The sequence below is a fragment of the Curtobacterium sp. AC272 genome (assembly GCF_979258155.1).
Window position 1 is genome coordinate 908,030 of record NZ_OZ409838.1, and the last position, 12,749, is coordinate 920,778.

A 12,749-nucleotide genomic window follows, 5' to 3' on the forward strand; every position below is an offset into this window, starting at 1 on the left:
ACAGACTACCCAACAGCGGGCGCCCCACGCACCTTCCCGGCGCGGCGGATCAGACCTTGAGGTAGCGGCGGATGGCGATCGACGCCGACACCGCGGCGAGCAACACCCCGATGACGATCACCGACGGCACCACGATGGCCGCATCCCCCATGCCGATGAACGCCGTGCCGGTGAAGCGCTCGGCCAGGAAGTTCCGGACGAAGAACCACACCACCGCGGTGATGGCACCACCCGCCAGGACGGCTCCGATGGCGGCGGCGATCACCCCCTCGAGCACGAACGGCGTCTGGATGAACCGATTCGACGCACCGACCAGCCGCATGATGCCGAGCTCTCGCCGGCGACTGAAGGCGGACAACCGGATCGTGGTCGCGATGAGGAGCACGGCCGCAACGAGCATGAGCGCCGCGATGCCGATCGCCGTGTACGACGACGCGTTGAGCAGGTTGAAGATCGGTTGCAGGTAGCCGCGTTGGTCGACGACGCTCTGCACACCGGCGACCTTCGACAGGCTCTCGACGAGGACGTCGGCCTGCGACGGGTTCTTCAGGTTCACCCAGAAGGTCTCGTTGAGGTACTCGGGCTTGACGAACTCGGTCGCCGCGGAGTCCTTGAACTGCTCCTTGAAGCGGGTGAACGCCTGGTCCTGGTCCTCGTAGTACGTCTTCTCGATGTACGGCTTGAGGGTGGACGACTCGAGCTGGGCCTGGACCTGCTTCCGTTGGTCCTCGGTGGCCTTGGCACCCGTGCAGTTGCCGGTGGTGTCGGTGTCGGTGCACAGGTAGACGGCGACCTGCGCCCGGTCGTACCAGTACCCCTTCATCTGGTTGATCTGCATCTGGAGCAGGATCGCGGTCCCGACGAAGGTGAGCGAGATGAAGGTCACGAGGACGACGGAGACGACCATCGACGCGTTGCGCCGCAGGCCCGAGCCGACCTCGGACATGACGAGCCCGAGCCTCATCGGATGAGCCCCGGGATGGTCTGGATGCCGGTCGTGTTCGACACGGTGCCGCGCTGGATCGGGACCGCCTGGGTCTGGTAGCCGCCGGACTGCTCGTCACGGAGGACCGTGCCGTTCGACAGCTCGATGACCCGACGCTGCATCTGGTTCACGATGCTCGCGTCGTGGGTCGCCATGAGCACGGTGGTGCCTCCTTGGTTGATGCGTTCGAGGAGCGCCATGATGCCGGCGGACGTGGTCGGGTCCAGGTTGCCGGTGGGCTCGTCAGCCAGCAGGATCGCCGGCTTGTTGACGACGGCGCGGGCGATCGCCACGCGCTGCTGCTCACCACCGGAGAGCTCGTGCGGCATGCGGGTCGCCTTGCCCGCGAGCCCGACGAGCTTCAGCACGTCGGTGACGGCCTCGCTGATGAAGCCCTTGCTCTTGCCGATCACCTGCAGCGAGAACGCGACGTTGTCGAAGACGTTCTTGTTGGGCAGGAGTCGGAAGTCCTGGAAGACGACGCCGAGGTTGCGCCGGAAGTACGGGACCTTCCGCGACGCCAGGGACCCGAGGCGCTGCCCGAGCACGTGGATCTGGCCGCGGGAGGGCTTCTCCTCCTTGAGCACGAGGCGCAGGAAGCTGGACTTGCCGGAACCCGAGGCGCCCACGAGGAACACGAACTCGCCCTTGAGGATCTCGAGGGTGAGGTTGTCGAGCGCCGGACTCGGGTTGCCCGAGTAGACCTTGGTGACCTGGTCGAATTTGATCATGACCGGATCAGGGTAGGTCGCCCCGCTTGGAAAGCAAGCGAGGCGCGCGGCTCACGAACCCCTACGCGTCGACGGATTGCTTGCGCCAGCGGATGCCGGCGTTGATGAAGCCGTCCAGGTCGCCGTCGAACACGGCTGAGGGGTTGTTCACCTCGTGCTCGCTCCGCAGGTCCTTGACCATCTGGTACGGCGCCAGCACGTAGGACCGGATCTGGTCGCCCCAGCTCGCCGTGATGTTGCCGGCGAGCTCCTTCTTCTTCGCGTTCTCCTCTTCCTTCTTCAGGAGGAGCAGGCGCGACTGCAGCACGCGCATGGCGGCCGCACGGTTCTGGATCTGCGACTTCTCGTTCTGCATCGAGACGACGGTGCCGGTCGGGATGTGCGTCAGGCGCACCGCGGAGTCGGTCGTGTTGACGGACTGCCCGCCGGGGCCCGACGAGCGGAAGACGTCGACGCGGATGTCGTTCTCGGGGATGTCGATGACCATCGTCTCCGGCATGAGCGGGATGACCTCGACCGCGGCGAACGAGGTCTGCCGCTTGCCCGCTGCACCGAACGGCGACATGCGGACGAGGCGGTGGGTGCCGGCCTCGATCGACAGGGTGCCGAAGGCGTGGGGGGCGTCGACCTCGAACGTGGCGGACTTGATGCCCGCTTCTTCGGCGTAGGACGTCTCCATCACGGTGGTCTTGAAGCCGTGCTGCTCGGCGTACCGCAGGTACATGCGCATGAGCATCTCGGCGAAGTCCGCGGCGTCGACGCCACCGGCCCCGGCACGGATGGTGATCACGGCGGGACGGTCGTCGTACTCGCCGTCGAGGAGCGTCTGCACCTCGAGGTCGCCCATGGTCTTCTGGATCGCCTTGAGCTCGGCGACGGCTTCGTCGGCCGAGTCCTGGTCGTCGCCCTCGTTCGCCATCTCGACGAGCACCTCGAGGTCGTCGATGCGACGCTCGGTGTCGGTGATCTTCTTGAGCTCCGACTGCCGGTGCGAGAGCGCGCTCGTCACCCGCTGCGCGTGCTCGACGTCGTCCCAGAGGTCCTGGGCGCCCGCCTGCTCGCTGAGGTCGGCGATCTCACGCTGCAGGCGGTCGACGTCGACCACCGAGCGGATGTTGCCGAAGGTCTCTCGGAGGGCGGAGAGCTGCTCGGTGAAGTCCAGTTCGACCATGGTCACCGATCCTACCGGCGCGGCAGGCCGGTCGGCGTCGCACCCCCGCCGGAGGGCGCCCTAGCGCCCGAGCAGCGGCTCCCGCGACGCCATGCCGGCAGCCCCGGCCCGCGCGACCGCGTCCGGCAGCGCGGCCAGGAAGGCGTCGACGTCCGCATCGGTCGAGGTGTGCCCGAGCGTGATCCGGAGCGCGCCGCGGGCGTCCTGCTCCGACAGGCCCATCGCGAGCAGCACGTGCGACGCCTCGGGTACGCCGGCCTGGCACGCCGACCCGGTCGACACGGCGACCCCGGCCGCGTCGAGCAGGAACAGCAGCGAGTCGCCCTCGCAGCCCGGGAACGTGAAGTGCGCGTTGCCGGGCAGCCGGTCGTCGGGGTCGCCCATCAGCACGGCGGACGGCACGGCGGCACGGACACCGGCGACGAGCCGGTCGCGCAGGGCGACGAGCGACGGGTGCGGCATCGGCTCGGCGGCGACCATCGTGGCCGCGACGCCGAACGACGCCGCAGCGGGGGCGTCCTGCGTGCCGCTGCGCACCTGGCGCTGCTGCCCGCCGCCGTGGATGAGGGGCTCGACGGTGGCCTTCCGCCCGAGCACCAGCGCACCGATGCCGACCGGTCCGCCGACCTTGTGCGCGGAGACGCTCAGGGCGTCGAGGCCGGACGCGGCGAACGACACCGGCACCTGGCCGTAGGCGGCGACGGCGTCGCTGTGCACGGGCACGCCGGCGGCGTGCGCGAGCTCCACGATCCTTGACACGGGCTGGATGGTGCCCACCTCGTTGTTCGCCCACAGGAACGTGACCAGGGCGACGTCGTCGGCGGAGGCGAGTCGTGCCTCCAGTCCGACGAGGTCGACGCGGCCCTGCGCGTCCAACGGGACCACGTCGACGACGGCGCCCTCGTGCGTCTCCAACCAGGTCAGGGTGTCGACGGTGGCGTGGTGCTCGCCACCCGGGACGACGATGCGGGGGCGGGCACGGTCGCGTTGACGCGCCCAGAACAGGCCCTTCACGGCGAGGTTGATGCTCTCGGTGCCGCCGGAGGTGAACACGACCTCGACGGTGTCGGCGTCGAGCGACCGGGCGACCGCGGCGCGGCCGTCCTCGAGCAGCATCTTGGCGCGCTGCCCGGCGCTGTGGATCGAGGACGGGTTGCCGACGGTTCCGAGCGCGTCGGTGAACGCGGCGAGCGCCTCCGGCAGGATCGGCGTCGTCGCGGCGTGGTCGAGGTAGACCGGCATCTGCACCCCCTGGAACGAGCGGTGTCCAGGATACGCGCCGGTCCTCGTACCCTTGTCGGGTGCACGAGACAGCGATCGACCACACCCCGGGGTTCGACCTCGGGGCCGACGTCCCGCGGTTCTCCCTGCGGTCCGCCACCGCCACGGCCGTCGTCGTGGTCGTCGAGCGAGCGGGCGGGCAGCCGGTCCGGTACCCGCTCGAGCGGCTGCCGGCGACCGACCTGTGGACGGCCGAGACCCCAGGCGTCGCCCCGGGTGACCGCTACCACCTGATCGTCGACGGGCCCGTCGGACCGCGCAACGAGTTCGACCCGACACGCCCCCTGCTCGACCCGTACGCCCGCGGCATCGCACCGACAGGGCCCGGGACGCCCCGCTGGACGAGCGTCGTCGTGGACGACGCCTTCGACTGGGGCGGCGTCGTCAAGCCCACGGTCCCGCTCGACCGCGCCGTGGTCTACGAGGCGAACGTCCGCACCCTGACCGCCGCGAACCCGCACCTGCCGGAGCACCTGCGCGGCACGTACGCCGGGGTGGCGCACGAGAGCACCATCGCCCACCTGCACCGGATCGGTGTCACGACGCTCGAGCTCCTGCCGGTGCACGCGTTCGACACCGAGAACTGGCTGCGGGACGCCGGCCGCGAGAACGCCTGGGGCTACAACACGCTCGGGTTCTTCGCGCCGCACGCCGCGCACGCCTCGGCTCCCGCACGGGCGGAGGGCGCGTCCGCGGTCCTGCGCGAGTTCAAGGGCATGGTCCGGCTGCTGCACGAAGCGGGCATCCAGGTGGTGCTCGACGTCGTCTACAACCACACTGCGGAAGAGGGCCTCGGCGGACCCACCACGAGCCTCCGCGGCATCGACGGCGCGGAGCGGTACCGCTGGACCGAGGCCGCGCCGCCGTTCCGGGACACCTACTACGACACCACGGGCTGCGGGAACACCCTGGACACCTCGGTGGAGTCCACCGCCGACCTGATCGTCGACAGCCTGGTGTACTGGGCCCGCGAGGTGCAGGTCGACGGCTTCCGCTTCGACCTGATGGCCGCGCTCGCCCGCAACGCCCACCACGTCTTCGATCCGCAACACCCGCTGCTCGAGCGGATCCGGAACCACCCCGACCTGCAGGACACCCTGGTCATCGCCGAGCCGTGGGACGTCGGACCCGACGGTTGGAAGACCGGCTCGTTCGGCGCGGCCGGCGACCGCACCGGTGAGTGGAACGACGGCTTCCGCAACACGGTCCGCCAGTTCTGGCTGACGGACATCGCCGAGGAACGCCGCAACGGCATGCCCCGCACCGGTATCGGCGCCCTCGCCGGAGCACTGACCGGCTCGCGCCACGTCTTCGGCGCCGACCGCGGTCCGCTCGCGAGCGTCAACTTCGTCACCGCCCACGACGGCTTCACGCTGCTCGACCTGGTGTCGTACGACGGCAAGCACAACGCGGCGAACGGCGAGGAGAACCGCGACGGTTCGAACGACAACCGCTCGTTCAACCACGGCATCGAGGGCGACACCGCCGACCGCGGCGTCCGGGCAGCGCGCGGGCGGTCGATGCGGAACCTCGCGGCGACGCTGCTGCTCTCCGCGGGGGTGCCGATGCTCACCGCGGGCGACGAGCGGAGCCGCACGCAGCACGGCAACAACAGCGCGTACGTCGTGTCCGACGACCTCACCCCGGTGGACTGGTCCGATGACGAGGACGCCGAGTCGATGACCGAGGCCGTCGCCGCGCTCGCCCGGTTCCGGCAGGCGCACCCCGCACTCCGGCCGACGCGCTTCGGCGTCGAGGGGCAGGAGACCCCGGGCGCCTCGCGGATGTCCTGGTACGGGCCGGACGGGCACCCGATGACCATCGAGGGCTGGGACCAGCCGGTGCACCGCGTCCTGCAGTACTTCGCCGAGTCGACGCCCGAGCACGAGCCGTACGACCGCGTGCTGGTCGTCGTCCACGGCAGCGGGCGCACACGTGACCTGACGCTGCCGGTGCGCGAGGACGTCCTCGGCTACCGCCTCGCGTGGTCGAGCGAGAAGCACCGTGACCACGAGCGGCTCCGCCCCGCCGGCCAGGTGTTCACCGCGTACGGCCCCGGCATCCACCTGTTCGAGCCGGCGTAGCGCCGGGCGTTCGGGCGCTCGCGCGCTCGCGCGCGGCGCCCCGTCAACGTCATCGCGCCCCGGAGAGTCGGGGCGCGATGACCACGGCGGGGCGCAACGTGGTCCCAACCGGCGGTCGGACGGGAGGCCCGTGGCGGCCCCGCCACGCGCCTCCCGTCCGTCCCTCCACCGGCACGAGCGACCGACGAGCTGTCCACACGACACGCGTTCCGGGAACGTCCGGGCGGATTCCGGGGAACGCGGAGGCGCTCGCCGGGTAGCGTCGGCTCCGTGGCCACCGCAGACCGACCCCGCCGACCGAAGATCGGGCGCATCCCGATCACCGAGCTCGCACCGAGGACGCCGAACGGGTTCCCCGGCAAGGCGTTCGACGGCGAGGTGATCACGTTCGGTGCGACCGTCTTCCGAGAAGGACACGGCATCATCGGCGCCGACCTCGTCCTCGAACGCCCGGACGGGGGCACCAGGACCGTCCCCCTGGCCCTCGGCGCGCCCGGGACCGACCGGTACGAGGCGACCGTCCAGGTCGACCACGTCGGCGTCTGGACCTGGCACGTCGAGTCCTACTCCGACGACTGGGCGACGCGGCTGCACGCCGCACGGCTGAAGATCGCGGCCGGGGTGGACACCGAGGCGACGCTCCTCGACGGCGCCCTGCTGCTCGACCGGCTCGCCGACGAGACCGACTCCTCCGCCGCCACCCGCGCGGCGGCGAAGGTGCGCGACACCGACCTCGACCCGGCCGAGCGCCTGGCCGCCGTCGACGACCCGCGCATCGTTGCCGAGGTCGAGGAAGCCCTGCTCACCTCGCTCCGGACGCACTCCCCGACGCAGCTGCTCGACGTCGAGCGCACCCGCGCCGGCGTCGGCGCCTGGTACGAGTTCTTCCCCCGCAGCGAAGGCGCGAAGAAGAACCCGGACGGCTCGTGGAAGAGCGGCGACTTCCGGACCTCGGCTCGCCGTCCGCTCCGCCGTCGCCCGGATGGGCTTCGACGTCGTCTACCTGCCGCCGATCCACCCGATCGGCACGACCGCGCGCAAGGGCCCGAACAACACGCTCACCCCGGGCCGCACGACCCCGGCAGCCCCTGGGCGATCGGCTCCCCCGAGGGCGGGCACGACGCGATCCACCCCGACCTCGGGTCGGAGGACGACTTCCGCGACTTCGTCGAGACCGCGAAGAACACCGGCATGGAAGTGGCGCTCGACTTCGCGCTGCAGTGCTCCCCGACCACCCTTGGGTCACCGAGCACCCGAACTGGTTCACGCAGCGCGCCGACGGCTCGATCGCCACGGCCGAGAACCCGCCGAAGCGCTACCAGGACATCTACCCGATCCAGTTCGACTCCGACCCCGAGGGCCTGGTCGCCGAGGTCCTGCGCGTCCTGCGGCACTGGATCGACTTCGGCATCCGGATCTTCCGGGTCGACAACCCGCACACCAAGCCGCTCTGGTTCTGGGAGCGCGTGATCCGCGAGGTCCGCGACGAGCACCCGGACACAGTGTTCCTGGCCGAGGCGTTCACCCGTCCGGCGATGATGCGCGCACTGGCAGAGGTCGGGTTCCAGCAGTCGTACTCGTACTTCACGTGGCGGAACACGAAGGAAGAGATCGAGTCCTACTTCGAGGAGCTGTCGCACGAGACGAGCGACTACCTGCGCCCGAACCTGTTCGTGAACACGCCGGACATCCTCACCGAGTACCTGCAGTTCGGTGGTCGTGCCGGCTACAAGGTGCGTGCCGCGCTCGCTGCGACGGGCGCCCCGACGTGGGGCATGTACTCGGGGTACGAGCTGTTCGAGGACGTCGCCCGACCGGGCTCGGAAGAGAACATCGACAACGAGAAGTACGAGTACAAGCCGCGTGACTTCGCCCTGGCCGAGGCCGAGGGCGCGTCGCTCGCTCCGTACGTGACGATGCTCAACCGGCTCCGTGCCGCGCACCCCGCCCTCCGCCAGCTGCGGAACCTGCACGTGCACGCCGCCGACGACCCGGCGACCGTCGTGTACTCGAAGCACCTGTCCGGCGAGTTCATCCGCTCCGGGCACGCCGACACCGTGATCGTCGTCGCGAACGTCGACCCGCACTCGGCGCGTGAGACCACCGTGCACCTGGACCTCGCTGCGCTCGGTCTGCCGGCCGACAGCCGGTTCGACGTCCGCGACGTCGTGACCGGGCAGCGCTGGGTCTGGGGCGCGTCGAACTACGTCCGCCTGGACGCCTTCCAGGAACCCGTGCACCTGCTCGTCGTGGAAGGACTGCACCGATGACGAACGACCCGACCGCACCCCAGCCGACCCCGCCGTCGCGCCGCGGCCCCGCCGTACCGCCTGTACCGCCCCCGCCGCCGCCCGTGCCCGCGCGGACACCGTCCGACGCGAAGCCGGAGCCGCGCTACGAGCCGCGGGTCTCCGCCCCCGACGAGGACCTGCCAGGCGCTCCCGCTGCACCGCGCGAGGCGCCCGACCGCGGGGTCGCCGAGTCCGCCACCCTGGCGGGGCACCCCGCCGACGCGACGCACCCGCGGGTACCGTCCGTCGACGCCGTCGCGTCCTCGAGCACTCCGACCGGAGGCCCGTCCACCGTTGCGCCGTCGACCGCCTCTCCGACGCCGCCGGCTCCCGAGCCCGCCACCGCCGACAGCACGGGCCCGCGCCCGGCCTGGTCGAGCAGTGGCTGCGCCAACAGGTCGCCGAGGGCCGCTGGTCCCAGCCCCACGACGTCCTCGGCCCGCACGCCGTCGACGGTGGCACGAGCGTCCGCGTGGTGCGCCACCTGGCGCAGGCGGTCCGGCTCGTCCGGCTCGACGGCGACGACGTCGAGCTGACCCACGAGGGCGACGGTCTCTGGGCCGGTGCCACCGCCGAGGAGCTCGGGCGCTACCGGGTCGAGGCCGACTACGACTTCGACGGGTCCTCGGAAGAGGACGACGCCACCTGGACGACCGACGACGCGTACCGGTTCGCCCCGACGCTCGGCGAGCTCGACCTGCACCTGTTCGGTGAGGGCCGCGACGAGCAGCTCTGGCACCACCTCGGCGCGCACGTCCGCACGATCGACGGCGTCGACGGCGTCGCGTTCTCCGTGTGGGCACCCTGGGCCACCGCCGTGCGCGTCATCGGCGACTTCGAAGGCTGGGAGGGCCGCACCACCGCGATGCGCCGCCTGAGCGACCTCGGCGTCTGGGAGCTGTTCTGGCCCGGAGCCGTCGCGGGCAGCGGTACAAGTTCCAGATCCTCACCGACTCCGGCTGGGTCGAGCGCGCGGACCCGTTCGCCCGCGAGGCCGAGATCGCCCGGCCACCGCCTCGGTCATCACCGAGTCGAGCTACACGTGGTCCGAGGGCGACCGCGCCTGGATGGAACGCCGCGCGGAGACGACCACGCACGACCAGCCGATGAGCGTCTACGAGGTCCACCTCGGCTCGTGGCGCCCCGGGCTGTCGTACCGCGAGGTCGCCGACCAGCTCATCGGGCACGTGCAGTACACGGGCTTCACGCACGTGGAGTTCCTGCCGCTCGCCGAGCACCCGTTCGGCGGCTCGTGGGGCTACCAGGTCACCGGGTACTACGCCCCGACCGCACGCTACGGCTCCCCCGACGACCTGCGGTACCTGATCGACCGCCTGCACTCCGCCGGCATCGGCGTGATCATGGACTGGGTCCCCGGACACTTCCCGAAGGACGAGTGGGCACTCGGACGCTTCGACGGCCACGCGCTGTTCGAGCACCGGACCCCCGCCGCGGCGAGCAGCTCGACTGGGGCACGTACGTGTTCGACTTCGGGCAGCCGCAGGTCCGGAACTTCCTGGTCGCCAACGCCCTGTACTGGCTGGAGGAGTTCCACATCGACGGCCTGCGCGTCGACGCCGTCGCCTCGATCCTGTACCTCGACTACTCCCGCACCGACTGGCTGCCGAACATCCACGGCGGCCGCGAGAACCTCGACGCCGTCGCGTTCCTGCAGGAGACGAACGCCACCGCGTACAAGCGCTACCCGGGCATCGTGATGATCGCCGAGGAGAGCACCTCGTGGCCCGGCGTGACCCAGCCGACGAGCGCCGGTGGGCTCGGGTTCGGCCAGAAGTGGAACATGGGCTGGATGCACGACTCGCTCGAGTACGTGCAGCGCGACCCCGCGTACCGCAGCTACCACCACGACGAGATCACGTTCTCGCTCGTCTACGCCTTCAGTGAGCAGTTCACCCTGCCGATCAGCCACGACGAGGTCGTGCACGGCAAGGGTTCCTCTACGGCAAGATGCCCGGCGACGAGTGGCAGAAGCTCGCGAACGTCCGGGCCTACCTGGCGTTCATGTGGGCGCACCCCGGCAAGCAGCTGCTCTTCATGGGGCAGGAGTTCGCCCAGCCCGCAGAGTGGTCCGAGGCGAAGGGGCTCGACTGGTGGCTCCTCGACCAGCCCGGGCACCGCGGTGTGCAGGACCTCGTCGCCGCCCTGAACCGGGTCTACAAGGACACGCCCGCGCTCTGGACGCACGAGCACGGCCGACGGCTTCGAGTGGATCGAGGGCGGCGACGCCCCCACTCGACACTCGGGTTCCTGCGCAAGGACGGCGACGACCGGCTGGCGGTGTTCGTGAACTTCTCGGGCGTGCCCGTCGAGCGCCGGTTCGGCCTGCCGAGCGCCGGAGAGTGGCACGAGGTGCTCAACACCGACGCCGCGGAGTACGGCGGCTCCGGTGTCGGCAACCTCGGCGTCGTCACCGCCGAGGACACCCCGTGGGCCGGCCGCCCCGCGTCGGCGGCACCTCGTGGTGCCGCCGCTCGGCGCCGTCTGGCTCAAGCTCGCGCGCTAGCGTCATCCGCGTCCTGGACGCGACCGACAGCCGGACGGAGGCCCGGTGCCAGCTACCGGGCCTCCCGTCCGTCGGTTGCGGACCGCTAGTACAGAGCGCTCGCCAGGCGACGGCGGGCCGCGACCACGCGCGGGTCGTCGGTCCCGATGAGCTCGAAGTACTCCACGAGGCGGACCCGCAGGGCCTCACGGTCCTCGCCGAACACCGTCGGTACCAGGTCGAGCAGGCGCCCGAAGGCGTCCTCGACGTGGCCGCCGGAGATGTCGAGGTCGGCAACCGCGAGCTGCGCCTGGACGTCCGTGGACCCGCACCGGCAGCGCACGGATCTCGTCGGCGGTGTGGCCGTTCAGCCGGTCCAGGAGCGACACCTGCGCGAGCCCCGCGACGGCCATCTGGTCGTGCGGGTCCTGCAGGATCGCGGTCTTGTACTCGGTGATCGCCGTGGCGTAGTCGCCCTGCTCGATCGCGTCGTACGCGGCCTGGTGGTGTGGCGGCAGCGCTTCCGGCTCCGGCTCGCCCTGCTCGGCGGTGTCGTCCGGCGCGGCGGCACCGTCCACGGTGACGCGACCGGAGACGCCGTTCTGCTCGGCTGCCTGGAGCACCTGCTCGTAGACGTCGCGGACCTGCGCCTCGGGCAGCGCGCCGACGAAGAGCCCGGAGGGGCGTCCGCCGATCAGCGCGGCGACGGTCGGGATCGACTGCGCCTGGAACGCCTGCACGAGCTGTGGGTTCGTGTCGGCGTCCACCTTGGCGAGCAGCACGCGCCCGCCGTACTCGGCGGTCAGCTGCTCGAGGATCGGCGAGAGCTGCTTGCACGGCCCGCACCACTCGGCCCAGATGTCGACGATGACCGGCACCACGGACGACAGCTCCAGGACGTCCTGGAACGTGTCGTCGGTGACGTCGAGCACGAGCGACGGGACGGTCAGGTCGCCGCCGGTCTCGGTGCCCGGCGCTGCTGCACCGGTCGGGCTTCCCGCCTGCGCCGGAGCACCGGCGGGCGGCTGGGGCGGCCGCTGTGCGCGGTCGACGAGGGACGACAGGTCCACGGCTCCGCGGAGCCCGGACGGGGTCGGGGGATGTTGCTCATTGCACCTCACTCGCTGCGGTCAGGCCCTGCGTGAACCCGAGCAGGACCACTTTGTCATCCGAGGCGACCGGCGGCACGTAGAAGAGCAGCTGGACGCCGTACGTGGCGCTGATGCCCTTCTTGCTCGTGCCGACCCCGGACAGTGCCTTGACGGCACCCTCGGTGTTGACCTCGGCGCCGGAGGCGGTCGGGGTCACCTTCTCGATCTCGTTGAGGTCGGCGGAGACGAGCGCGCCGGCGTCGTCGGTCGCGATGGCGACGGCGGAGTCCTCCGGGGCCTCGGACGAGTACTCGATCTTCGCCGTGTCCGGCAGGGACTCCGCCTTCTTGTCCTTGTACGCCTTGCCGATGGTGGTGCGGAGGCCGTCACCCTCGGTGGCGAACAGGTCGGCGTACTCGCTCTTCGAGTCCTTGGACAGGATGTCGCCGTAGGCGGTCGCGACCTGGTCCGGGGCGATCGCGAGGAGCTTCGACTGCGGGGCCAGGAGCGCCGCGCCGATCGACGTCGGTGCGAGGCTCGGGATCTTGGCGTCGGCCTCGAGCGAGACGTCGTAGGCGACCTTGTACGGGTCGCGCGCGGTGTCCTGCACGA

Annotated in this window: 6 protein-coding genes and 3 pseudogenes; 3 read left to right on the plus strand and 6 right to left on the minus strand. The window is 71.0% G+C overall.

The features are described from left to right. Positions 1-49 precede the first annotated feature (49 nt). The 4 genes from ftsX to ACZZ0J_RS04520 form a co-directional block, all read right to left on the minus strand. Positions 50-964, minus strand: coding sequence for a permease-like cell division protein FtsX (gene ftsX, locus ACZZ0J_RS04505; protein ID WP_111086440.1), 915 nt, complete (start codon positions 962-964; stop codon positions 50-52). Continuing rightward, positions 961-1,716, minus strand: coding sequence for a cell division ATP-binding protein FtsE (gene ftsE, locus ACZZ0J_RS04510; protein ID WP_111086441.1), 756 nt, complete (start codon positions 1,714-1,716; stop codon positions 961-963). The genes ftsX and ftsE overlap by 4 nt, the downstream gene beginning before the upstream one ends. Before the next feature lie 61 nt (positions 1,717-1,777). Beyond that, positions 1,778-2,887 carry a peptide chain release factor 2 gene (prfB, locus tag ACZZ0J_RS04515; RefSeq protein WP_463435096.1) on the minus strand — a complete coding sequence of 370 codons (1,110 nt, stop codon included), beginning with the start codon at positions 2,885-2,887 and terminating at the stop codon, positions 1,778-1,780. A gap of 60 nt (positions 2,888-2,947) precedes the next feature. Beyond that, on the minus strand, positions 2,948-4,129 hold the full coding sequence (locus ACZZ0J_RS04520) for a cysteine desulfurase family protein (RefSeq protein WP_131846415.1): 1,182 nt from the start codon (positions 4,127-4,129) through the stop codon (positions 2,948-2,950). 59 nt (positions 4,130-4,188) lie between these two features. Here ACZZ0J_RS04520 and ACZZ0J_RS04525 point away from each other — a divergent pair, with 59 nt between their 5' ends. The 3 genes and pseudogenes from ACZZ0J_RS04525 to glgB all read left to right on the plus strand — a co-directional run bounded on the left by ACZZ0J_RS04525 (position 4,189) and on the right by glgB (position 11,067). Continuing rightward, entirely contained in the window at positions 4,189-6,252 is a 2,064-nt protein-coding gene (locus tag ACZZ0J_RS04525) for a glycogen debranching protein (protein ID WP_463435098.1), read from the plus strand. A 303-nt stretch (positions 6,253-6,555) separates the two neighbouring features. Next, positions 6,556-8,522: pseudogene (locus tag ACZZ0J_RS04530) on the plus strand (maltotransferase domain-containing protein). Next, a pseudogene (gene glgB / locus ACZZ0J_RS04535) lies at positions 8,519-11,067 on the plus strand (1,4-alpha-glucan branching protein GlgB). The pseudogenes ACZZ0J_RS04530 and glgB overlap by 4 nt, the downstream one beginning before the upstream one ends. 85 nt (positions 11,068-11,152) lie before the next feature. Here the strand turns inward: glgB and ACZZ0J_RS04540 are convergent. Beyond that, positions 11,153-12,167, minus strand: a pseudogene (locus tag ACZZ0J_RS04540) (tetratricopeptide repeat protein). Further along, positions 12,154-12,747 carry a hypothetical protein gene (locus ACZZ0J_RS04545; protein WP_463435100.1) on the minus strand — a complete coding sequence of 198 codons (594 nt, stop codon included), beginning with the start codon at positions 12,745-12,747 and terminating at the stop codon, positions 12,154-12,156. The pseudogene ACZZ0J_RS04540 and the gene ACZZ0J_RS04545 overlap by 14 nt, the downstream one beginning before the upstream one ends. Positions 12,748-12,749 lie beyond the last annotated feature (2 nt).

What these genes read in the sequence shown, in the direction of transcription:
- ftsE (WP_111086441.1), bottom strand. Translation starts at nt 1,716, where the DNA reads ATGATCAAATTCGACCAGGTCACCAAGGTCTACTCGGGCAACCCGAGT.
- ACZZ0J_RS04520 (WP_131846415.1), bottom strand. Translation starts at nt 4,129, where the DNA reads ATGCCGGTCTACCTCGACCACGCCGCGACGACGCCGATCCTGCCGGAG.
- ftsX (WP_111086440.1), bottom strand. Translation starts at nt 964, where the DNA reads ATGAGGCTCGGGCTCGTCATGTCCGAGGTCGGCTCGGGCCTGCGGCGC.
- prfB (WP_463435096.1), bottom strand. Translation starts at nt 2,887, where the DNA reads ATGGTCGAACTGGACTTCACCGAGCAGCTCTCCGCCCTCCGAGAGACC.